The 22,407-nt window shown below is 31.6% G+C and carries 21 protein-coding genes; 10 read left to right on the top strand and 11 right to left on the bottom strand.

The genetic code is table 11. The features are described from left to right. Positions 1-182 precede the first annotated feature (182 nt). Positions 183-1,712, top strand: coding sequence for an Rne/Rng family ribonuclease (locus tag AXE80_RS13240; protein WP_068828154.1), 1,530 nt, complete (start codon positions 183-185; stop codon positions 1,710-1,712). A 49-nt stretch (positions 1,713-1,761) separates the two neighbouring features. Here the strand turns inward: AXE80_RS13240 and AXE80_RS13235 are convergent, their stop codons facing one another. The 3 genes from AXE80_RS13235 to uvrC form a co-directional block, all read right to left on the bottom strand. Further along, entirely contained in the window at positions 1,762-2,490 is a 729-nt protein-coding gene (locus AXE80_RS13235) for a hypothetical protein (RefSeq protein WP_068828152.1), read from the bottom strand. A gap of 12 nt (positions 2,491-2,502) precedes the next feature. Further along, the gene (locus AXE80_RS13230; protein WP_169816828.1) at positions 2,503-4,659 is read right to left on the bottom strand and encodes a patatin-like phospholipase family protein; all 2,157 of its coding nucleotides are present in this window, start codon (positions 4,657-4,659) and stop codon (positions 2,503-2,505) included. A 79-nt stretch (positions 4,660-4,738) separates the two neighbouring features. Next, a complete protein-coding gene (uvrC, locus tag AXE80_RS13225; protein ID WP_068828149.1) occupies positions 4,739-6,532 on the bottom strand; it encodes an excinuclease ABC subunit UvrC in 1,794 nt (597 codons plus the stop codon). 343 nt (positions 6,533-6,875) lie between these two features. On the opposite strand from uvrC, the gene tyrS reads away from it, so the two are divergent. Then, positions 6,876-8,174 carry a tyrosine--tRNA ligase gene (tyrS, locus tag AXE80_RS13220; protein WP_068828148.1) on the top strand — a complete coding sequence of 433 codons (1,299 nt, stop codon included), beginning with the start codon at positions 6,876-6,878 and terminating at the stop codon, positions 8,172-8,174. A gap of 159 nt (positions 8,175-8,333) precedes the next feature. Here the strand turns inward: tyrS and AXE80_RS13215 are convergent, their stop codons facing one another. Together AXE80_RS13215 and AXE80_RS13210 are read right to left on the bottom strand one after the other, a co-directional pair. Further along, positions 8,334-8,774 carry a YHS domain-containing (seleno)protein gene (locus AXE80_RS13215; RefSeq protein WP_068828146.1) on the bottom strand — a complete coding sequence of 147 codons (441 nt, stop codon included), beginning with the start codon at positions 8,772-8,774 and terminating at the stop codon, positions 8,334-8,336. Positions 8,775-8,843: 69 nt separating this feature from the next. Beyond that, the gene (locus tag AXE80_RS13210; protein WP_068828144.1) at positions 8,844-9,818 is read right to left on the bottom strand and encodes a long-chain-fatty-acid--protein ligase; all 975 of its coding nucleotides are present in this window, start codon (positions 9,816-9,818) and stop codon (positions 8,844-8,846) included. 83 nt (positions 9,819-9,901) lie between these two features. On the opposite strand from AXE80_RS13210, the gene AXE80_RS13205 reads away from it, so the two are divergent. Continuing rightward, complete coding sequence (locus AXE80_RS13205; RefSeq protein ID WP_068828141.1) at positions 9,902-10,786, top strand: septum formation inhibitor Maf; 885 nt, start codon at positions 9,902-9,904, stop codon at positions 10,784-10,786. Between the two features lie 55 nt (positions 10,787-10,841). Here the strand turns inward: AXE80_RS13205 and AXE80_RS13200 are convergent, their stop codons facing one another. Then, positions 10,842-11,480, bottom strand: coding sequence for a ribonuclease H1 domain-containing protein (locus AXE80_RS13200; protein WP_068828139.1), 639 nt, complete (start codon positions 11,478-11,480; stop codon positions 10,842-10,844). Between the two features lie 4 nt (positions 11,481-11,484). After that, on the bottom strand, positions 11,485-12,048 hold the full coding sequence (gene purN, locus AXE80_RS13195; protein ID WP_068828137.1) for a phosphoribosylglycinamide formyltransferase: 564 nt from the start codon (positions 12,046-12,048) through the stop codon (positions 11,485-11,487). A gap of 180 nt (positions 12,049-12,228) precedes the next feature. Between purN and AXE80_RS13190 the strand changes: the two genes are divergently transcribed. From AXE80_RS13190 to pyk, 5 genes are all read left to right on the top strand, one after another. Next, positions 12,229-12,462 carry an acyl carrier protein gene (locus tag AXE80_RS13190; RefSeq protein WP_068828135.1) on the top strand — a complete coding sequence of 78 codons (234 nt, stop codon included), beginning with the start codon at positions 12,229-12,231 and terminating at the stop codon, positions 12,460-12,462. 18 nt (positions 12,463-12,480) lie between these two features. Beyond that, on the top strand, positions 12,481-13,734 hold the full coding sequence (gene fabF, locus AXE80_RS13185) for a beta-ketoacyl-ACP synthase II (protein WP_068828134.1): 1,254 nt from the start codon (positions 12,481-12,483) through the stop codon (positions 13,732-13,734). Between the two features lie 5 nt (positions 13,735-13,739). Continuing rightward, the gene (gene rnc, locus AXE80_RS13180; protein WP_068828132.1) at positions 13,740-14,480 is read left to right on the top strand and encodes a ribonuclease III; all 741 of its coding nucleotides are present in this window, start codon (positions 13,740-13,742) and stop codon (positions 14,478-14,480) included. Between the two features lie 92 nt (positions 14,481-14,572). Further along, the gene (locus AXE80_RS13175) at positions 14,573-15,058 is read left to right on the top strand and encodes an IPExxxVDY family protein (RefSeq protein ID WP_068828130.1); all 486 of its coding nucleotides are present in this window, start codon (positions 14,573-14,575) and stop codon (positions 15,056-15,058) included. A 2-nt stretch (positions 15,059-15,060) separates the two neighbouring features. After that, on the top strand, positions 15,061-16,524 hold the full coding sequence (gene pyk / locus AXE80_RS13170; protein ID WP_068828128.1) for a pyruvate kinase: 1,464 nt from the start codon (positions 15,061-15,063) through the stop codon (positions 16,522-16,524). Positions 16,525-16,584: 60 nt separating this feature from the next. Here the strand turns inward: pyk and AXE80_RS13165 are convergent, their stop codons facing one another. From AXE80_RS13165 to AXE80_RS13150, 4 genes are read right to left on the bottom strand one after another with little or no spacing between them, the layout of a single operon-like run. After that, positions 16,585-16,851: an energy transducer TonB gene (locus tag AXE80_RS13165; RefSeq protein WP_068828127.1), complete on the bottom strand. Its 267-nt coding sequence runs from the start codon at positions 16,849-16,851 to the stop codon at positions 16,585-16,587. Between the two features lie 37 nt (positions 16,852-16,888). Beyond that, entirely contained in the window at positions 16,889-18,436 is a 1,548-nt protein-coding gene (pgi, locus tag AXE80_RS13160; protein ID WP_068828125.1) for a glucose-6-phosphate isomerase, read from the bottom strand. 18 nt (positions 18,437-18,454) lie between these two features. Continuing rightward, positions 18,455-19,687, bottom strand: coding sequence for a peptidoglycan DD-metalloendopeptidase family protein (locus AXE80_RS13155; protein ID WP_068828123.1), 1,233 nt, complete (start codon positions 19,685-19,687; stop codon positions 18,455-18,457). Positions 19,688-19,730: 43 nt separating this feature from the next. Next, positions 19,731-20,498, bottom strand: a complete 768-nt coding sequence (locus AXE80_RS13150) for a DUF3108 domain-containing protein (RefSeq protein ID WP_068828121.1) — start codon at positions 20,496-20,498, stop codon at positions 19,731-19,733. 103 nt (positions 20,499-20,601) lie between these two features. Between AXE80_RS13150 and AXE80_RS13145 the strand changes: the two genes are divergently transcribed. Together AXE80_RS13145 and AXE80_RS13140 are read left to right on the top strand one after the other, a co-directional pair. Next, positions 20,602-21,858 carry a 3-deoxy-D-manno-octulosonic acid transferase gene (locus AXE80_RS13145; RefSeq protein ID WP_068828115.1) on the top strand — a complete coding sequence of 419 codons (1,257 nt, stop codon included), beginning with the start codon at positions 20,602-20,604 and terminating at the stop codon, positions 21,856-21,858. Further along, on the top strand, positions 21,845-22,255 hold the full coding sequence (locus AXE80_RS13140; RefSeq protein WP_068828114.1) for a hypothetical protein: 411 nt from the start codon (positions 21,845-21,847) through the stop codon (positions 22,253-22,255). Before AXE80_RS13145 ends, AXE80_RS13140 begins: the two co-directional genes overlap by 14 nt. The last annotated feature ends 152 nt before the right edge of the window (positions 22,256-22,407 follow it).

The raw sequence follows: 22,407 nt of genomic DNA, 5'->3' as shown, positions 1-22,407 counted from the left end.
CGTAAGAAAAGATCAAGAGCTAACAGACATAAGAAAAAGTAAGTTTTAAACTTACTTTTTCTTGTTTTTTATGGTTTCGTAAAAACCATTACACGTTCATTGACATTAAGACAAACGTCTTAATTATCAATACACTTATTTTTAATCGTGTTACGCAAGTAGCATACTAATACAAAATCAGGATGAAATTAGAATTAATAATTCGTTCCAATTCTTCTGATATAGATTTTGCATTACTTAGAGATGGTAGATTAATTGAGTTAAATAATGAATCTAACGATAATAAAATATCGGTAGGTGATATATTTTTAGCCAAAGCAGGAAAAGTTTTAAAAGGTTTAAACGCCTCTTTTGTTGATGTTGGTTATGCCAAAGATGGTTTTTTACATTACCATGATTTAGGTGCTCAAGTAAATTCTCTAAATAGTTTTTTAAAGAAAATAAGTACAGGTAATTACAAAGATTTTACGTTAAGCAAATTTCAATTTGAAAAAGATATTGACAAAGGAGGTAGTATTGACAAGGTTTTAAAACCAAAGCAAAACATTCTTGTTCAAATTGTAAAAGAACCTATATCTACTAAAGGACCACGAATTAGTTCTGAGTTGTCCATTGCTGGTAGGTATTTAGTTTTAGTCCCGTTTTCTAACAGAGTTTCTGTTTCTCAAAAGATTGATGATCCAAAAGAAAAAGAAAGATTAAAAAAACTGGCAAAAAGTATCAAACCTAAAGGGTTTGGACTAATTCTGCGCACAGTAGCACAAGGAAAAAAGGTTGCAGAATTAGACAAAGATTTACAAAATTCGCTACAACGATGGGTAGATATGTGTAAACGTATTCCAAATACAAATACACCTACCAAAGTTTTAAGCGAGTTAAATAGGGCATCTTCTATTCTTAGAGATGTTTTGAATGATTCTTTTACAAGTATTGTTGTTGATGATGAAGAATTAGCAACAGAAATACGAGATTACATTCAAGAAATAGATCCTAAAAAAGTCGGAATAGTTAAAGACTATGACGGCAATACTCCAATATTTGAAAAATATGGAATAGAAAGACAGATTAAATCTGCTTTTGGTGAAACCGTATCAATGAGTAAAGGTGCTTATTTGGTTATAGAACATACCGAAGCCCTACATGTTATTGATGTAAATAGTGGAAATAGATCTAATAAAGCCAATTCACAACAAGACACAGCGCTTGAAGTAAACTTAATTGCAGCAACCGAAATTGCACGTCAGCTAAGATTAAGAGACATGGGTGGAATTATAGTAGTCGATTTTATTGATATGAATAGCAATGAAAACAGACAACAACTATTTGAACATCTTAAAAATGAAATGGCTACTGATAGAACCAAACACAAAATTTTACCTCCAAGTAAGTTTGGTTTAGTGCAAATTACTCGTCAACGTGTTCGTCCAGAAACGAATATTAAAACGAGAGAACCTAATCCGAATAAAAACGGAGAAGTAGAGGCACCTATAGTGCTGGTTAGTAAGATTGATGTTGAACTAAGAAAAATCTTATCGACTAATAAACGTAACGAAAAAATCTTTTTACATGTACATCCTTTTGTGGCTGCTTATTTAAAAAGAAAACTAAAGTCTCAGCAAAGAGCTTGGTTTGCAGAACACAAAAAATGGATTCGTATTATTCCTAGAGATGCTTATATGTATTTACAGTATAAGTTTTCTTTTAAAAAGTAAAATCATATCATAAAACCCTATCAAAATAATTTTGATAGGGTTTTTTATTTTAGGCTGTTTTTAAGTTGAGTTTGTTTCTTATTTTACGTCTTTGTCTTAGAGAAAACCTTGTGACTTTACCCAAAAGCATGTCTCCGCCTACATAAAAGAAAATGGCTCCTAAAGGAGGGTTAACGGTTTTAAAAATACCCTGTTCCGCATCCCATTTCCATGCTCCCAAAAATGTGCCTACTAGTTCTAGGTAGAGTACTATAAGACTCATCATTAAATAAAAAGGCAAGAATTTTTTTCTTTTTAAGCTCAAAAAAAATAAAACTCCTAAAAATAAACTTAAAGTATCTTTTAAAATAAAGATTACAAAACAGAAGCTAATTATATAAAACCCGGTGAGTATTTTTTTAAATTTTTTTGGTTGTTTTATTGCCATACTTCTTTGTGTAAGTAGCCATCCTGTACCAAAAACAATAGCGTGTCCAAAAGGGACGTATAATGGTATTGAATGTTCTCGGTAATGGTACATATCTAAAAGATCGCTAAAAATATATTCTCCAAGCCATGAAAGAGGAATCATAATAAGCATCAGAATTTTTAGTCGTAGAGGTACTGCCCAAATTAAATATAAGGTGATGCTAATAACTAAAAAAGAAGTAATGTGCTTTCCGTTAAAATAATTCGCAGAAAAATAAACGGAATCAAAGAATAGCATTGGAATGCAAAGAATAACTATAAAAATTAAAGGATATGCAGTTTTGTTTGTTTGAAGTATGTTAAAATTCATGCTGCAAATATATTAAAACCAAAATCCAACACTTATATAAATGGCATCGTTTCTGTTTTCTGGTGACCAAGCGTATCTAACATCTATAGGTCCTATAAAACTATCAGCGCTATAACCAATAGAATAACCTGTTTTTGCGTTTTTAAAGAAAGGTTGATGCTTTAAAAAATGAAAAACATCATCTGTAACAATCGCGTAATTAGCATAAAAATCTAGATAGTTTTTTTTGTAAAATCTATAACGAAGAGATGCCGCAGTTTTAAGGTATGAATTCCCCACAAGTTCCGAAAAAGTATATCCATAAAAAGGAACATAATTATAAACAAAATTGTTTCCGTAACCACCAATTCCATAGTTTAAGTTCTCTTGATTGTTACTAGTAATAGAAACACCTCCATCAGCTTGTAGAAATAAAGAAACGGTGTTAGAAATGGTTTTAATACCCTCTAGCAGTATTCTTGCTTGAGAAATAGGATTAAAATTATTGTTATAATCTGTAGATGATAAATAAGTTCTAAACGTTGATTTGATTAAATAACCATTGTTAGGAAAGCTTTTTTTGTCATAGGTATCTAGTTCTAGTTTTGCTAAAAAGTTTAGATAATTTGATTTATCAAAATAAGTTCTATCGGTATTAGGATCAATGATAAAAGTACGTGTGTATCTACGGATATGTTGATGTTCTAGTCCTAAAGAAATAGCAAACTTGTTTTTAAAATTTATTTGAGAATACAAATAGTTGTAGATATTACTGTGTTCAAAATTTATACTTGTATTATTGTCATCTCCAAGATTTACACTTGTTTCTAGCTGATTAAACATAGAGTTAAACCCATAACTTAAAAAATGTCCATTATCAACAAAATAGTTAAGCTCAGCTCTTATATTGTCTCCAAAAGCAAGATCAACAGAAAGAACATCGTTTCTTAAAAGCAGGTGTTTGTCAGTAATGTTTACAAGACCAGAAAGTTTGTAAGTGGTGTCGTAGTGAGCACCAACTTTTAAATATAGAGATTGGGGATTCTCTTCTATTTTAAAATCTAAATTAACTATGCTATCTTTTTTAATAAAAGCGTATCGGATGCTGTTAAAGTTTTTAGTTTGTGTTAAATAATTAATACGATTACTTAATTCAACATTAGATATTTTTTCACCTGGTTTTATGTTTAATTTACCTCGTATATATCTCCTGGTAAAATTATCGCTACCCTCAATGTTTATTTCGTTGATAATATATTTTTTGTTATTCGTATTTAATAGTGTATGTTTTTTGGGATTTGTGCCTTGTTGTTGGGCCAGTTTTTCAAAGGTTTCTAAAAACTCTTCTGCAGATTTTTCTCCTTCCGTAATTAACTGTCTTGTTTTATCAAAATCAACCATTCCGTAACTGTATACATCTGGATGAATATAAATATCGACCTCTTTGGTTTTATTATGTTCTTCTCCATACAACTGAAAGTTGATAATTTGATCAATTACTTTTAAAGCAGAATTAATGTTTTCTGGTTTTTGTAGTACTCCTTGTACATCTACTCCTATAATAATATCAACTCCCTTTTTTTTCATGATATCTACAGGGAAATTATCAGCAATTCCTCCATCAATAACAGTTCTTAAAGAATCTATTTTGTATGGTGATAATAGTGTAGGTAAAGAAGCACTAGATCTAATGGCTTCGGGTAATGATCCGCTGTTGATTTCAATTCCTTTACCATTTTCTATATTGGTTGTTACACAGAAAAAAGGAATAGGAAATTTAGAAAAATCGTTGATATCAGCTACAGGGTAATATAGTTCGCTTAGTTTATTGTAGGTACTTTGTCCTTTAGACAATGCTAGAGGAAGACCTATTTTCCCGTTTTTTATAGGGAGATTTAGCAGGTATTTTTCACCGTGTTTTTTGTCGAAAAATGAAGCGTATTTTCTATCCATTTTATCGGTTAGCATATCCATAAAATGAATAGAGGTGATAATGGAGTCAATTTGTTGAGCAGAATACCCTGTGGCATATAAGGCTCCTACAGCAGCACCCATACTGGTTCCTCCAATATAATCTATTTTTAATCCTGCTTTTTCAATGGCTTTTAATACACCAATATGAGAAAACCCTTTGGCGCCTCCACCACTTAGCACCAAACCAATTTTAGGTTTCTTGAAAATAGAATCCATTTTTAATTCTTGGCTAAAAGTTAGCTGAAAAATAAGGCTGAAAAAAAGGAGTGTTTTGACTTTCATAATGATTATAAAGTTACTTTTTTTTATGGTAGAAATTATGTAATTTTTTTGCTCTTGAATTGCCTAAAACACTACTTAATTGTTCTATTGTTGCGGATTTTATTCTTTTTACAGATTTAAAGTACTGTAACAAACTTTCTACACTTTGTTTTCCAATTCCAGGAATAGTTTCTAATTCAGAATTTAAAGCTGCATTGCTACGTCTGTTTCGGTGATGTGTAATTCCAAAACGATGCGCTTCGTTTCTTAGTTGTTGTAAAATTTTAAGTGTTTCCGATTTTTTATCTAAATACAAAGGAATAGGGTCGTCTGGAAAAAATAATTCTTCCAACCTTTTTGCAATTCCTATGATGGCGATTTTATTTCGCAAACCCAAAAGATCTAAACTTTTCAAGGCTGATGATAACTGTCCTTTACCACCGTCAATTAAAATTAATTGAGGCAAAGGTTGGTCTTCGTCTAAAAGTCTTTTATAACGTCTATAAACAGCTTCTTCCATAGAAGCAAAATCATCTGGACCTTCTACGGATTTAATGTTAAAATGTCTGTAATCTTTTTTGCTTGGTTTTCCGTCTTTAAAAACCACGCAAGCAGCAACAGGATTGGTTCCTTGTATGTTGGAGTTATCAAAACATTCTATATGTCTTGGTTCTGCACTTAAATGTAAATCGGTTTTCATTTGAGCCATAATTCTTTTGGTATGCCTCTCCGGATCTACAATTTGTACTTGTTTAAATTGTTCTTGCCTGTAATATTTTGCGTTGCGTAAAGAAAGCTCTACCACACGTAATTTATCTCCTTGTTTAGGAACGGTTACTTTTATGTTTTCTCCAACATTTACTTTAAAAGGAACTAAGATTTCTGGACTTATAGAATTGAACCTTTCTCTAAGCTCTATAATAGCTAGTTCTAGTAATTCTTTATCTGTTTCGTCTAATTTTTTCTTAATTTCTATGGTGTGAGATTGAATGATAGATCCGTTAGAAATTTTAAAGAAATTAACATATCCAGCCGTTTCATCAGATAAAATAGAAAAAACATCTACATTGTTAATGGTTGGACTTATAATGGTAGATTTTGCTTGGTAGTTAGCCAATAAATCCATTTTTTCTTTAATTTTTTGGGCTTCTTCAAATTCCATTTGTGCTGCAAATTCATGCATCATGCTTTCAAAAGCTTTTAAAGAATCTTTAAAGTTTCCTTTAATAATGTTTCTGATAGCAGTAATCTGATTGTTGTAAGCACTTTCGGTTTGTAAACCTTCGCAAGGGCCTTTACATTTTTTAATGTGATAGTCTAAACAAACTTTAAATTTTCCGGTGTTGATGTTTTCGGCACTTAAATCGAACATACAACTGCGAATTTGATAGAGTTCTTTAATTAAATCTAACAAGGCATAGGCAGTTTTTACACTGGTGTAAGGACCAAAATATTCCGATCCGTCACGAATCATTTTTCTAGTGACAAAAATTCTAGGAAAACGTTCTTTTTTTATACAAATCCAAGGGTAACTTTTATCGTCTTTTAAAAGTACGTTGTACTTGGGTTTGTATTTTTTTATTAGGTTGTTTTCTAACAGTAAAGCATCGGTTTCTGTAGCAACCACAATGTGTTTAATATCTACAATTTTAGAAACTAAAATTCGTGTTTTAGCATCGTCATGTGTTTTGGTAAAGTAGCTACTTACTCGCTTTTTTAAATTGATGGCTTTACCTACATAAATAATAGTTCCGTCTTTATCAAAATATTGATAAACTCCAGGGGTTGAAGGTAAAACGGTTATTTTAAGTTTGATGTCTTGATTCACGCATCAAATTTAAGGAATAAATGTTTGATAGTTGAGGTTTTTGCGTTAGGGATGGAGTCTTTCGAATTCCTCAAGACAGGCTCTCTGTTAGAGCTCTTTTGTTTTTTTTAGAATTTAAGAATACGAGTAGTTAAGGAGCTTCTGAAAATTGTTAACTACTCTACTTCCTAACTCCTGAATTCTAAATTCTGAATTCTGGATTCAAAAAAACAAAAAGCGAGTAACGACAGCCCGACCCTGAACTTGTTTCAGGGAAATACTCTAAAAACTGGATTTTGTAAATTGTTAATTGCACCTTGCTAATTGCTGCTTGAAAAAGTATCTTTGCTCAAAATTTTTTAAAATGGCTTACAACTTTGTAGAGGAATTAAAGTGGAGAGGGATGATGCACGACATTATGCCCGGAACTGAAGAACAATTAGCAGAAGAGGTAACTGCAGGATATATTGGTTTTGATCCTACTGCAGATTCTTTACATATAGGAAGTTTAATTCCGATTATTGTGTTAATGCATTTCCAAAAAGCAGGGCACAAACCGATTGCTTTAATTGGAGGAGCTACAGGTATGATTGGTGATCCATCAGGAAAATCGGCAGAGCGTAATATGTTAGATGAGGAATCTTTAGCAAAAAACGTAGCTGGAATTAAAAGTCAGTTAGAACGTTTTTTAGATTTTAATTCAGAGGGTGAAAATGCAGCGGAATTGGTAAACAATTACGACTGGATGAAAGATTTTACTTTGTTAGATTTTGTTCGTGATATTGGAAAGCACTTAACGGTGAATTATATGATGGCCAAAGATTCTGTTAAAAAACGTTTTACAGGAGAAGGTGGTGCTGATGGAATGAGTTTTACTGAGTTTACCTATCAGTTATTCCAAGGATATGACTTTTTACATTTGTACCAAAACAAAAATTGTAAGTTACAAATGGGAGGTTCTGACCAATGGGGAAATATTACCACAGGTACAGAATTGGTAAGACGTAAGGCACAAGGAAAAGCATATGCCATGACTTGTCCGTTAATTACCAAAGCTGATGGAACTAAGTTTGGAAAATCTGAAGGAGGAAATATTTGGTTAGACAAAAACAGAACATCGGCTTATAAATTTTACCAATATTGGTTAAATTCTTCTGATGAAGATTCTGAAAACTTTATTAAAAAGTTTACTTTTTTAACTAAAGAAGAAGTAGAAGCATTAATTGCTGAGCACAACGAGGCTCCGCATTTACGTTTGTTACAAAAAAGATTGGCAGAAGAAGTTACTGTAATGGTACATTCTCAAGAAGATTTAGATAATGCTGTAAAAGCATCATCTATTTTGTTTGGAAAATCTACTTCTGAAGATTTAAAATCTTTAGACGAACAAACCTTTTTAGATGTGTTTGAAGGAGTTCCTCAAGCAGAATTAAGCAAAGATGAGTTAACAGAAGGTTTGGATATGATTGGAGCTTTGGCTGCCAAAACAAACTTTTTAGGTTCTAATTCTGATGCTAGACGTGCTCTAAAAGAAAATGCAGTTTCTGTAAATAAAGAAAAAGTAAAAGAAGATTACAAAATTACTGCATCAGACTTAATTGCAGGAAAATATGTATTGTTACAAAGAGGTAAAAAGAATTATTACTTGGTAAATTTTGTTTAAAACCAATTTACGTAATATTAAAAAAGCCTTTCTAAAAATTTTTAGAAAGGCTTTTTTAATTAGGATATAAGTGTTTTAGAATATAGTTTAATTAAAAAACCTTTCAGATCTATTCTAAAATAGAAGAAAGGTTTTACTAAACTAAACTAAAACTATTTCTTATTTATAAGTAGCCCAATTTTGGTCTGCTTTTTCTTTTAATTGTTCTGCGCCTTCTTTTTCCCATTTAGATAACGTATTTGTTCCCCAAGAATTGTAGAACAGATAAAGTTTTTTATCTCTAATTTCAAAAGTTTTTGGATTGATGTCGTATTTTTTGTTGCTAGCGCCAATGGCATAGGCACACCAACCTCCGTATTGTGGAATATATTTTTTAGGATTTTTTTTAAAAGTTTCTAAGTGTTCTTTACTTACAAACTTAAATTTTGCTCCATCGTAAGTAGTGGTAAATTCTTTTTTACCTTCTTCTGCTTTATTTTCAAAATAAGAAACTACATCGTAACCCTCGGCTATATATCCTTTTTTAAGGTTGTAGTCTTTTTTTTGACTGTAAAAAACGGTGGTTAATAATAAAGTAAATAATAAGATTATTTTTTTCATAACTATTAGGTGTTTTTATAGTTATGTAGTCGATGAAAAAAGAAGGAATTACAAAAAAAAGAAATGGATTTATTGAATCAATAAATTACAACCTCTAATGTCTGAGTTATCGAATCTTCCTAGTACGTCAAAAGATCCATCAATATAAACTTTTCCTAAATCTTGGGTAGCAATAAAAGAACAGGAGTTGATGTTGGCCAAATCGATAACATTAATTCCGCCACTTTTTCCGATAGGTAACAGCGATAAAGCATCTTCGGTGTCGCGAATTAAAATTTTCATCCAAGGTGGACAATTAAATTTTTGTGAATCATTAAAATAAGCCTGACTTAACAATTCTGTCATTCCGTATTCTGAGTGAATGTTATCAACTCCAAAACCTTTTTTTAGTTCAGCGTGTAATTCTTCACGAATCATTTCTTTACGTTTTCCTTTCATTCCTCCTGTTTCCATCACAATAGTGTGTTTTAGATTACAAGGGAATTTTTCTATAAAATCCAGCAAGGCAAAAGAAACACCTATTAAAATAGTTTTAGATTGATTGTTTTCTTGCTCTTGTAGCTTATCAAATAATTCTTGATGATTGTGAAGATAAAATCCACTATTTGGGTTTTCTGATTTATTGATCAAATCTTCTACCATATAGATCAGTGAAGACCCGTTGCGTTCCAAATAAGAAGGAAGCAAAGCTAAAACAGTATATTGCTTAATATCTCCGTAAAATTGCTCAAAAGCTTTTAAATAACTTTTTTCGTACAAAGACACATCTGTTACCAAATGTTGGCTCTGATTCATTCCTGTAGTTCCGCTACTTAAAAAAGTTTCTTGAACAGGGAGGTCGTTGCTAAGGATCGTATGACTCTTAAAAAACTGAATAGGAAGAAATGGAATCTCTTGTGTTGAGGTAATTTTTTGTGGTACTATATTTAAGTAACCTAAAAAATCTTTATAAACTTTACAGTGCTCGGCTTGATGTTGAAAAACAGTTAGCGCTTGTTCTTCAAAGTTTTGTGGGGTGACTGATAAAAAATCAAACTGTTGCATGCTTATAATTATGCTACAAAAATAACTAAATTAGTGGTGTAAGCCTTCTCATTTCTGTTAGACTCACTTAAAAATATACTTCTATGAAAAATTTATCCTATTTGTTTGTTTTGATATTTGCCACAGCTTGTGCTCAAACAACACCTAAAACGAATATCACTAAAGAATTTAAAGATTATTGGTACAGTGGTAAAGCAGAAATAACTAGTTATGATTTAGAACAAGCAAGATATGGTGAAATAAGAAAAGGGCATGCCGTTAATATTTTTGTGACAGAACCATTTTCTAAAAAACATAATACCAAAGCCGATGAAAATAATGAGCATAATATAAGTGTGTTAAAATTAAATGCTACTAAAAAATTTAACACAGGTGTTTATCCTTATTCTATTATGACCAGTACTTTTTTACCTGTTAAACATTCTAAAGCATCATTAAAAATAAGTTCGTCAACTCAAGAATGGTGCGGACATGAATATATTGAGTTGGTAAAAGATGAGGATGAATTTGAGATGAGTAACTTTTCTTATTTTCAAGGAGAATCATTTCAAAACAAAGATTTAGATATAGAAACGGTTTTAGAAGATGATATTTGGTCAAAAATAAGATTGACTCCAGAGAATTTACCTCAAGGAAAATTTAAAGCATTGCCAAGCTTTGTGTATTTAAGATTTTCTCATCGTGATGTAAAAGCATATCAAGCAGAAGGAAAAATAACTAAAGGAGAAAAAACGAATGTTTATCAAATAATGTATCCATCATTAAATAGAACGTTAGAAATTACTTTTGAAAACACATTTCCATATAAAATTTTAGGTTGGACAGATACATACAAAAGTGGTTGGGGGGCTAAAGCAAAAACGTTAACAACAAAAGCTACTTTAAAAAAGGTGAAGAATATAGCCTATTGGCAAACAAATGGAAATAAAGATTTGTACTTAAGAAAAGAGTTGGGGTTAGAGTATTAATGAGGTAAAATACTTTTAAGAAAATAATATATCATAACAAGTCTGTCTTAGATGGTTACTTCCTTCCAAAATCTGCAGGAATTTCTCCCCAAACTTTGGTTTCCCATTTTAGTATAGGATTTTTAAAGGTGTTCTCTTGTAGCCATTTTTCACCGCGCTTAATCAAATCAAACATTACTTTATTCTTAGCTGTAGGCATAATTTTAGTTCTACACTGTTTGGCTTTAATCCAAGCGATAGCAGTTCTAGAATCGGAGTAAATAGGTAATGTAGGTTGATTTATTTTTTGCAAATAAGCCAATCCATGTACCAAGGCTAAAAACTCACCAATATTATTGGTTCCTTCTTCAAACGGACCTTGAATAAAAAGTTGTTGTTTGGTTTTGGTGTTTACTCCTCGGTATTCCATCAACCCAGGATTGCCACTACAAGCAGCATCTACACTAATAGATGTTAAGTTGGGTTGGCCAATTTTAGCTAAAAGGTCTTTATCAATTACAGTTTTTTTAGTGTCTTTACCTTTGTACTCTTCATAGGTTTTGGTAAAAGCAAGTTCGGCCTCATCTTTAGAAGTAAAAGATTTGTATTGCGCTCCCTGAAAACCATCAATTTGTTTTTTACAATCATTCCAACTGTTAAAAACGCCTTTGGTTTTTCCGTTCCACACTACATAGTATTTCTTGCTTTTGGACATATATTTAGCTATTAATTACTTCATCAATAACTCTAGGAAAGTGCTCTTGTTCTAGTAAATGAATTTTCTCTGCAATAGTTTCAGGAGTATCATCCTTTGTTAATGCTGCTTTTGCTTGAAAAATAATAGCTCCTTCATCGTAGTTTTCGTTTACATAATGAATGGTAATACCAGTTTCTTTCTCGTTATTTTCTTTAACAGCCCTGTGTACGTGCATTCCATACATTCCTTTTCCTCCATAATTAGGTAATAATGCAGGGTGGATGTTGATGATTTTATTTGGAAAGGCTTCAATAATATTTTCAGGAACTTTTAATAAGAATCCGGCAAGAATGATAAAATCGGCTTCAACTTTTAACAAATTTAGTAGCTCAACTTGCTCTTTCATCTCTTTATTTGAGAAAACTTTGCTCTTAATTTTTAATTTTTTGGCCCTTTCTAGCACAAATGCATCCTTTTTATTGCTTAAAATGTAGGTGATTTTCACATTTTTGTGAGTAGAAAAGTACTGTGCAATGTTCTCTGCATTTGATCCAGAACCGGACGCAAGAATGGCAATTTTAATCATGTTTTATTGACTTTAGAGCGATTTTATAATTTCACGATGTGTAATTCGTGTTTAAAAACTTGTGACAAAGATGTGATATTTTTTTATATCTTAGTGAATATATTTTCAACAAACATTGTTCGCAGAAACAAAAGTTTTTTATTTTTGTCCCGGTTTTAAACTTAATTAAATAATAATATTATGTCAGACATTGCATCAAGAGTAAAAGCAATTATCGTTGATAAGTTAGGAGTTGACGAAAACGAAGTAACTGCTGAGGCAAGCTTCACAAACGATTTAGGAGCAGATTCTTTAGACACTGTGGAATTAATCATGGAATTCGAAAAAGAATTTGATATTCAAATTCCAGACGATCAAGCTGAGAACATTGGAACAGTAGGTCAAGCAGTAAGCTTTATTGAAGCAGCAAAGTAATTAGAAAATTATCTATTTATGAAATTGAAACGAGTTGTAGTTACTGGACTTGGTGCATTGACACCAATCGGAAACAATATAGAAGAGTATTGGGATGGTTTAGTGAATGGGAAAAGCGGTGCTGCTCCTATAACACACTTTGATGCTGCCAAGTTCAAAACTCGTTTTGCATGCGAGGTAAAAAACTTTGATGTGAATGAGTTTATTCACAGAAAGGAAGCTCGTAAAATGGACAAATTTACACAATTTGCCATGGTAGTTGCTGACGAGGCAATTATCAACTCAAAATTAGACGTTAAAAATGTTGATCCAGATAGAGTAGGAGTTATTTGGGGATGTGGAATTGGAGGAATTGATACTTTTGAACAACAAGTTGTTGAGTATGCTCATGGTGATGGAACACCAAAATTCAACCCTTTCTTTATTCCAAAAATGATTGCTGATATTGCTCCGGGTCATATTTCTATCAAATATGGTTTTAGAGGTCCAAACTTTACAACAGTATCTGCATGTGCATCTTCTGCAAATGCAATTATAGATGCCTTAAACTACATTCGTTTAGGTCATGCTGATGTAATTGTAACAGGAGGTTCTGAAGCGTCAGTAACTGGAGCTGCAATGGGAGGTTTTAATGCCTTACATGCATTGTCTCAAAACAATGAAAATCCAGAATCAGCATCTCGTCCATTTGACAAAGACCGTGATGGTTTTGTAATGGGAGAAGGTGGTGGAGCACTTATACTAGAAGAGTATGAGCACGCTGTTGCCAGAGGAGCTAAAATTTATTGTGAAGTAGCAGGAGGTGGTTTATCTGCCGATGCTTATCACTTAACTGCACCACATCCAGAAGGATTAGGAGCAACTAAAGTAATGTTGAATTGTTTACAAAATGCAGGTTTAACACCTGAAGATGTAGATGCAATCAACATGCACGGAACATCAACTCCATTAGGTGATGTTGCAGAGTTAAAAGCAGTTCAAAAAGTATTTGGAGAGCATGCATATAACTTAAATATTAACTCAACTAAATCTATGACAGGGCATTTATTAGGTGCTGCTGGAGCTATTGAAGCAATCGCTTCTGTATTAGCAATGGAACATGGTATGGTACCACCTACTATTAACCATTCCGTTTTAGACGAGAGTATAGATCCAAAGTTAAACTTAACCATTAATAAAGCTCAAAAGAGAGATATTAAGGTAGCAATGAGTAACACTTTTGGATTTGGTGGACACAATGCTTGTGTATTGTTTAAAAAATTAGAAGCTTAAGACTTTTGAAGTTCTTTAAAAATATAAAAAAATCTCGTTCGTCCTCGAACGAGATTTTTTATGCTCAAATAAAAAAAATGATAGGTTTTGCTCCTAAAAATCTATCAATATACGAACAGGCTTTTACCCATACATCTTTACAGCTAAAGGATAAAAAAGGGCATCCCTTAAATTTTGAAAGATTAGAGTATTTAGGAGATGCAATGTTGGGGTCAATAGTTGCTTCGTATCTTTATGACGAGGTTCCAGATGCTAACGAGGGTTATTTAACTCAAATGCGTTCTAAAATTGTAAGTAGAGATCATTTAAACGAACTAGGAAGAGATTTAGATTTGTTAAGGTACTTAAAAACAAAAACTTCTAAATCTAAGATAGGGGCAAATATACACGGTAATTTATTTGAAGCATTAGTAGGTGCTATTTACTTAGATAGAGGTTTTAATTACTGTTTAAAGTTTATCAATAAAAAAGTAATTGCAATTTATGTTGATATAGAGAAACTCGAAGGGAAAATTACTAGTTATAAAGGCTTGTTAATAGAGTGGTCTCAAAAATGTAAAAGAAACATAAAGTTCGAGGTTTACGAAGATACAGGGAATCAAAATGTAAAACATTTTAGTGTTAAGTTGTTTGTAGATAAAAAGGCAGTTTCAAAAGGGAGAGCGACTTCTAAAAAGAGAGCAGAAGAAATGGCTGCTAAAAGAGCTTATTATGTGTTTCAATCAGAAATAGAAACATTACTATAACGTTTGCGTTTTATTCTTATAATAATTAATTTCATATTAATAACTATTATTAACTTCGTTCTTGAATTTTTACGTATAAATACGTAGTTTTTATGGCGGCTAATTATTTAACTTTTTGTGAGCTAGATGAGCAAGATTATCAAATAATTGCAGTGCATACAGTATTGCAAGATTATAAGTTAGCTTATTTGTTAAATAATGATTTAGGTTTTAAATTCAAGAGAATTGTACCAGATTTAGATTATGTTATAGAAGGAAAAAAAGCCTTTTTTTCATCATTTGAATTTGAAGATTCAAAAAACTTAATTGATTGGTATTTAGTTAAAAATAAATACAAGGTTAAGAATATTGAAGGTAAATCAGTGGGGTTGTTTCAAACAGAAGATACGTTTACTAGTTCTTATGTATATTTACAACCAGAAGTAAAAGAAGCAGATTTTATAGTAAAAATTCAAGGTGATTTTTCAGCGTCAAAACTAAAAAATCTGACACAACAGATAAATAAAATAGAGGGTATTGTAACTGCTTATGCAGTGGATACAGTTAAATTAAATCATAAAGAATACTTAATTTTTTAAATATGTCACAAACTAAAAAGACAAAAATCGTTGCTACATTGGGTCCTGCTTTAACAGGTAATAAAGCTAAACTTAAAGAGTTAATGATCTCTGGAGTAAACGTATTCAGAATTAACTTCTCACATGCAGATTACGATGATGTTTCTAACAATGTTAGAATTATTAGAGAATTGAACAATGAATTAGATTTTAATGTTGCGATTTTGGCTGACTTACAAGGTCCAAAATTACGTGTAGGAGTCATGGCTGAAGGTGTTGAGTTGGCTCCAGGTGATGTTTTCAAATTTACAACTGAAAAGTGTGAAGGAACGCAGGAAAAAGCTTTTATGACCTACAAGCAGTTTCCTAAGGATGTTAAAGTTGGAGAGAAAATTTTAGTTGATGACGGAAAATTATTATTTGAAGTAACGGCTACTAACAATGAAGATTTAGTGACTACTAAAGTTTTAAGAGGTGGTCCTTTAAAGTCTAAAAAAGGAGTTAACTTACCTAATACTAATGTTTCTTTACCTGCTTTAACAGAAAAAGATATTAAAGATGCAAAGTTTGCTTTAGGTTTAGAGGTAGATTGGATGACTTTATCTTTTGTACGTAACCCTGCAGATTTAGATGATATTCATAAATTAATTAAAGAAAACTCTGATACTTCTGTTTACAGAACTAGAGTAATTTCTAAAATTGAAAAACCAGAAGCTTTAGAAAATATTGATGCAATTATTGCAAACACTGATGCTATTATGGTTGCTCGTGGAGATTTAGGTGTTGAAATTCCTATGTCTGAAGTGCCTTTAGCTCAAAAAATGTTGGTAAGAAAATGTAAAGAAGCTAAAATTCCTGTAGTAATTGCTACTCAAATGATGGAGACAATGATTGAGAACTCTGTACCAACTCGTGCGGAGGTAAATGACGTTGCAAACTCTATTATGGATGGTGCTGATGCAGTAATGTTATCTGGAGAAACTTCTGTTGGTGCATTTCCAAATGAAGTAATTCAAGTAATGAGACAAATTATTTTAGATGTTGAGAACTCTAGTTTAATTGAAGTGCCAAGACAAGCTCCAAAATTAGATCCAGATGCTGATAAAGCTATTTCTAATGCTATTTGTCATCAAGCTGCTTTGGTTGCTGAAGATGTAAATGCTAAGGTAATTTCTACCATTACAGATACTGGTTACACTGCACAGCAAATTTCTGCTTTAAGACCTAAATCACAAATTTTAGCATTCTGTTCTGATAGAAGAACTTTAGGAATGATGAACATTATGTGGGGAGTAAAAGGTAGATATTATGAGCCAAAAACACATTTCTCTACTGATGTAATTAGAGATGTAAATAATATTGCTTTAGAGAGCGGATATTTACAAGAAGGAGATATTGTAATTAACATTAACTCTACTCCAATTATGGAAAAAGGAGATGTTAATACTTTACGTATTTCTAAAGTTGATTTAAGCAAGTTAAAGTAAGCTTTACAACATATAAAATTTAAAAAGCCCTGTTCAAATTCTGAACAGGGCTTTTTGTTTTTACTCAACATAAAACCTAACAGGTAGTATGTAAATTAAATTAACAGGTTTTCCGTTTTGCTTAGCAGGAATCATTTTAGGGAGTTTTTTAAACACTTCTTTAATTTCTTCTGCCAACTCCGGATGTGTTCTTGAGGTTTGAATATCTGGGCTAATATCTCCATTAGAATTAATAATGAATTGACAATTTATTCTTTGCATCCCGTATAAGTCTAAATCCTCAGCTACTCCAATATCAAAGTTTTTTCCAAAAAAAAAGCCTAACAACTGATTGTTAGGCTTTTATAAAATACAATATTCTTTTTTATTTTAAAAGCTTATTTGCCATTTCTTTTCCAAGTTCTACTCCAAATTGGTCAAAACTAAAAATGTTCCAAATAATTCCTTGTACAAAAATCTTATGTTCGTACATAGCAATAATTTTTCCTAAGCTGTTTGGGCTTAATTTATCTGCAGTTATACAGTTGCTAGGTCTGTTCCCTGTAAATATTTTAAAAGGTAGTTCAATAGCGTCTTCAGCAACAGTTTCTAATACTTGCTCTTTTGTTTTACCAAAGCACAAAGCATCTTGCTGCCCATAGAAGTTTGCCATTAATTTTTTATGATGATCTGTTTTACCGTATAGAGATTCGTTAAATCCAATAAAATCACAAGGGATTAATTTAGTTCCTTGATGTACCAATTGCATAAAGGCATGTTGCATGTTTGTTCCTGCAGCACCCCAAATAATAGTCCCTGTTTGATAGTTTACAGGATTTCCATCTCTATCTACAGACTTACCATTACTTTCCATAAAAGCTTGTTGTAAATACGCTGGTAAGGTATTAAGATATTGCGTATATGGTAATACTGCTTCACTTTCAGCATCATAAAAATTATTGTACCAAATGCTTAGTAAAGCTAAAATTACAGGTATGTTTTCATCAAATTCTGCTGTTTTAAAATGGTTGTCCATTTCGTAAGCACCGTTTAATAAATCAGCATAATTGTCATATCCTACAGCTAATGCAATAGATAAACCAACAGCAGACCATAAAGAGAAACGTCCTCCAACCCAGTTCCACATTGGGAAAACATTTTCTGGGGCTATTCCAAAATTAGAAACAGCTTCTAAGTTGGTTGAAACTGCAACAAAGTGTTTTGCTACATCAGCTTCACTTGCAGTTTGTAAAAACCATTCTTTAATAGTGATGGCATTTCCAATAGTTTCTTGGGTAGTAAAAGTTTTAGAAACTATTACAAATAGGGTAGTTTCTGGGTTTAATTTTTTGATTACTTCAGAAACATGATCTCCATCAATATTAGAAACAAAATGAGTGTTTAAATGATTTTTATAGTATTGTAAACCATCTACCACCATGTTAGGACCTAGGTCAGAACCACCAATACCGATATTTACAATATCTGTAATTTCTTTACCTGTGTAACCTTTCCAGTTTCCAAAAATTACTTTTTCTGTAAATGCTTTGATGTTTTCTTTGGCAGCATTAACTTCTGGCATTACATCTACTCCTTCAGAATATACAGCGTTACCACTATTGTTTCTTAAAGCAGTGTGCAGTACAGCTCTTCCTTCTGTAGCGTTGATGATTTCTCCGTTAAAGTATTGTTGGATAGCATCTTTTAATTCAGCTTCTTTAGCTAAATCAACCAATAAATTTAAAGTTTCTTTATTGATTCTGTTTTTAGCATAATTTAGAGTTAAATCTCCTAATGAAACTTGGTAGTCTGAACTACGATTTTTATCAGCAGCAAATAACTGTTGTAATTCTAAGTTTTTAGCTTCTTGAAAATGTTCTGTTAACTTTTTCCAAGCATTGGTTTCGGTTGGATTGATGTTCTTTAACATGATTCTGTTGATTTTAGTTTTTTAGTAGGGAATTGCATCTAACTCTTTTTTAATAGGAGCGATGAAGCTTAGGTATTTTTGTTGAATTTCTTTTTTCATAGGTTTGGCTGCCGGAAGTTGCTCTTTTAAAGGATCAACCTGTCTTCCATTTTTCCAAAAACGATAACATACATGAGGTCCAGAAGTATTTCCTGTCATACCTACTGTTCCAATAACATCACCTTGTTTTACATATTGCCCAACTTTTACATTACGTTTTTTCATATGTAGGTACTGAGTAGTATAGGTAGCGTTGTGTCTAATTTTAACATAATTTCCGTTTCCTCCTCTGTATTTAGATTCTATTACTTGACCATTCGCAGTACTTAAGATTGGAGTTCCTACAGGTGCGGCAAAGTCAGTACCTAAGTGAGGTTTTACCCTACCGTAAAAAGCAATATATCTTTTTAGATTGTATCTAGATGAAATTCTACTAAATTTTAGAGGGGCTTTTAAAAATGCACGTCTTAAATTATTGGTTTTTTCATCAAAATATTCTTGAATTCCAGTAATAGAATCAGGAACGTAATTAAAGGCGTAAAAAGGTTTACCAACATGTTCAAAATAAGCCGCTTTAATTTTTCCAATTCCAGCAGGAATGGTGTCGTTAATGTATTTTTGTTCGTATAAAACTTTAAATCTATCGTTTTTTTGTAGTCTAAAAAAGTCAATAGTCCATGCGTAAATATCCGAAAGGTCGTTAGCAACAACAGGACTAACGTGTTTTTCGTCTAAAGATTGTGATAAAGAACTGGTAATAATTCCGGCTGCTTCTTCAATTTTAACCGTTACTTTCTTTTTAACATTTTTGATGTAAATAGAATCTCTAAAATCAACAATAGAATAATTAATTAAGTCGTGTTGATAGATAAAAATTTGGGCTTGTTCAGTAGAATCTTTAGCTGCTAGAATGGTGTAGTTTTTTCCGGCTCTTAATCTACGAACATCAAATTCTGGTTTTACCGTATTGGCTATTTCATAAATCTTAGGAGTCCAAACATGATGTTGGTCTAGAATAGTTCCAAACGTTTCCCCTTTTTTAATTTTATTCTCTACAACTTTAAAGGTGTCTAAATCATAACCAAATAGTTTTTTAGAAACTTTAATCACCTCTTTTATAGGGGTTGTTTCTTTTTTTTCTTTGGATTTAGAGTTGTTATCGCTGCAAGAAATTAAGGTTAAGAGTGATATGACAAGTGTGGTGATTTTTTTCAATATCCTAGGGTTTATTTTCACCGAGCAAAAGTACAATTTTTTATCAATCTATAATAATATTAAGGGGATGAGAAAGACCTTTGTATTCGTCAATATCCGCTTTTAAAGCACCTACAGCTAAGTCGGCCTGAATTCTAACAGGTATTTTGTTCTTATCAGCAGTAATCCAAAGTGTTAAGCTTTCTTTTGCTTTAAAAACTCTACCCGATTGTACTAAGGGTCTAAACTTAATACATTTTATTTTTCCAAATTTAGTTTTAATGGTTTCCTCTCCTAATTTTACAAGTTTAAAAGGGAATTTTTTTCCATCAAAAAACATATCAATTTCAACAGATTCTGCAATTTTTAGCGAATCAGAAACATTATTTCTTAAATAATAAAATGCAGCAATCATATCTTGAACATTTTTTGCAGCTGCTTTTTCTTTTTCGTTTCTTTTGTGGTCAACAGTTAATACGCTATCTTTTTCAAAAAACAACTCTACATTTTTGGTGTGTTTTCCTTCTTTAACTTTTCTAATAGCTCTTACAGGGAAACCTGTTTTTGGATTTATAAAAGATTCATATCTGTCTTCAACAGGAAACACCCAGCTTAGCATTCCTGTACTCCATCCTTTTCCAATAACGTGCTCTAGTTTTTGATTGTTGATGGTTTTTTCTTCCATCTCCATAGTTGCATAACCAGCATTAATAATTCCGTAATGTACCCTAAACTGAATCCATTCACCGTGTTTATAGGTGTTGTTTGTTTGGGCATTGGCCTTGGTTAATACGTTAACTAAAAATATAAGTAGGTATATAAAATTTTTCATATTCAGTAGTGATTTATTTTAAAGGTAAATCAAACCTTATTCCAAATTAAAAAAATAAAACAGAACAGAGACAATCACGCTTGTATTTTTTTAGCTTTGCCTTATGCGATTTTTATATAATATACTTGTTCATTTAGCGGTTGCTGTTCTTAATTTAATAGCTCATTTTAGTGCTAAAATCAACTTATTTGTCGTAGGTAGACAAAAGGTATTTCAGGATTTAAAAAATAAAATCAATCCATCAAAAAAAACAGTGTGGATTCATGCTGCTTCCTTGGGGGAGTTTGAGCAGGGTAGACCAGTGATAGAGGAGATAAAAAAAGAATTTCCTAATCATCAAATTGTAGTGAGTTTTTTTTCTCCTTCTGGGTATGAGGTTAGAAAAAATTATGAATTGGCAGATGCAGTTTGTTATTTGCCATTAGATACGATTGCTAATGCCAAACAATTTGTGCAAACCATAAATCCATCAATGGCTATTTTTATTAAATATGAAATTTGGCCAAATTATTTAATTGAATTAAAAAAGAATAATATTCCAACATTATTGATTTCTGGAATTTTTAGAGAGAACCAAATATTTTTTAAGTTTTATGGAGCTTGGATGCGTAAATCTTTAAAGGGATTTAGTTCTTTTTTTGTTCAAGATAAAATGTCTAAAAAACTATTAAAGACGATTGGAATTGATGAGGTAAAAATTGCTGGTGATACACGTTTTGATAGGGTTCAAAAATTAGTAGAAGCAAACGAAAAATTATCTTTTGTTGGTAATTTTAAAAAGGATGCTTATGTGTTGGTTGCTGGGAGTACTTGGCTAGAAGATGAGGAACAATTAGTTGCTTATATTAACACTGTTGCTACGGATGATGAAAAATTTATTATTGCTCCGCATAACATTAAACAAGAAGGGATTGATAGATTAAAGAAGAGCTTAGATAAAAAAACAATTCTATTTACAGAAAAGGAAGGAGAAGACTTGGGTGATTATCAAGTAATGATTATTGATACTATTGGGATTTTGTCTAAAATTTATGCCTATGCCGAGGTTGCTTATATTGGAGGGGGTTATACCAAAAGTGGGGTACACAATACTTTAGAGGCAGCTACTTATGGATTGCCAATTGTGATAGGGCCTAATTTTAAAAAGTTTAAAGAAGTTAAAGATTTGGTTTCTTTAAAAGGTTGCCTAAGCGTAAATAATGGAAATGATTTATCTGAGTTTTTAAAAATGATGTATCAAAACCCTGAAGTTAGATTAGAAAAATCTAGAATCACTAAAGAATATGTCACGCAAAATTTAGGAGCTACACAAAAAATAATGCAAACTGTTAAAGTTATTCTATCAGATGAAAAAAAATAATATCATAGCAGTTTTATTGGCCTTGTTTACAGTTTTGTTTTTATCAGAATTTAAGGTGTTGGAAACTATTTGTTTAATGCCAAGTGCTGTTTGGTTTTTTCCGTTGTTTGGATTTTATTATTTAAGTGTTCAGTATTTTTCAAATGCTTTTAAAACCAAGTTAAAAATGGCACAAAAAATTTCTGTTATTCTTTTCGGAGGTGTAGGAATGCTATCTCTATTATATATGGGTTTTTCGATTTGGAAAAGCAATAGCGGGAATATTTTTGCCAAAGAAGAATATCAAACTTTTCAGATTAATTTAAAAAATGTCTTTTTTTGGGTTGTGTATCAGTCTTATTTAATGTTGTTTTTCTTTTCCTCTTTCAAACAATTGGTAACTATTGATCAAAAGTAAAGTTTAAGGAGAAAACAACTTTTTCCATTAGAAAATTTTCAGCGATTTATCAAAAATGATTCATATTCTGTATAAAATTCATCGGGAGTGCTAATCAATTTAGATTAAAGTCAAAAATTTTACAATAAGAGGGGCTTCTGAAAACAAATAGT

Origin of the sequence: Wenyingzhuangia fucanilytica (assembly GCF_001697185.1) — a bacterium.
Taxonomy (GTDB): Bacteria; Bacteroidota; Bacteroidia; order Flavobacteriales; family Flavobacteriaceae; genus Wenyingzhuangia; species Wenyingzhuangia fucanilytica.
Note: the sequence above shows the minus strand (reverse complement) of the source record. Positions and strands in the feature narration are given on the sequence as shown.

Excerpts from the sequence above, each read along its gene's own strand:
- AXE80_RS13210 (WP_068828144.1), bottom strand. The coding sequence starts at position 9,818 with ATGCAACAGTTTGATTTTTTATCAGTCACCCCACAAAACTTTGAAGAA.
- AXE80_RS13150 (WP_068828121.1), bottom strand. The coding sequence starts at position 20,498 with ATGAAAAATTTTATATACCTACTTATATTTTTAGTTAACGTATTAACC.
- AXE80_RS13205 (WP_068828141.1), top strand. The coding sequence starts at position 9,902 with ATGAAAAATTTATCCTATTTGTTTGTTTTGATATTTGCCACAGCTTGT.
- fabF (WP_068828134.1), top strand. The coding sequence starts at position 12,481 with ATGAAATTGAAACGAGTTGTAGTTACTGGACTTGGTGCATTGACACCA.
- pyk (WP_068828128.1), top strand. The coding sequence starts at position 15,061 with ATGTCACAAACTAAAAAGACAAAAATCGTTGCTACATTGGGTCCTGCT.
- AXE80_RS13215 (WP_068828146.1), bottom strand. The coding sequence starts at position 8,774 with ATGAAAAAAATAATCTTATTATTTACTTTATTATTAACCACCGTTTTT.
- purN (WP_068828137.1), bottom strand. The coding sequence starts at position 12,048 with ATGATTAAAATTGCCATTCTTGCGTCCGGTTCTGGATCAAATGCAGAG.
- AXE80_RS13140 (WP_068828114.1), top strand. The coding sequence starts at position 21,845 with ATGAAAAAAAATAATATCATAGCAGTTTTATTGGCCTTGTTTACAGTT.
- tyrS (WP_068828148.1), top strand. The coding sequence starts at position 6,876 with ATGGCTTACAACTTTGTAGAGGAATTAAAGTGGAGAGGGATGATGCAC.
- AXE80_RS13175 (WP_068828130.1), top strand. The coding sequence starts at position 14,573 with ATGGCGGCTAATTATTTAACTTTTTGTGAGCTAGATGAGCAAGATTAT.
- AXE80_RS13200 (WP_068828139.1), bottom strand. The coding sequence starts at position 11,480 with ATGTCCAAAAGCAAGAAATACTATGTAGTGTGGAACGGAAAAACCAAA.
- AXE80_RS13190 (WP_068828135.1), top strand. The coding sequence starts at position 12,229 with ATGTCAGACATTGCATCAAGAGTAAAAGCAATTATCGTTGATAAGTTA.
- AXE80_RS13145 (WP_068828115.1), top strand. The coding sequence starts at position 20,602 with ATGCGATTTTTATATAATATACTTGTTCATTTAGCGGTTGCTGTTCTT.
- AXE80_RS13240 (WP_068828154.1), top strand. The coding sequence starts at position 183 with ATGAAATTAGAATTAATAATTCGTTCCAATTCTTCTGATATAGATTTT.
- AXE80_RS13235 (WP_068828152.1), bottom strand. The coding sequence starts at position 2,490 with ATGAATTTTAACATACTTCAAACAAACAAAACTGCATATCCTTTAATT.
- AXE80_RS13230 (WP_169816828.1), bottom strand. The coding sequence starts at position 4,659 with ATGGATTCTATTTTCAAGAAACCTAAAATTGGTTTGGTGCTAAGTGGT.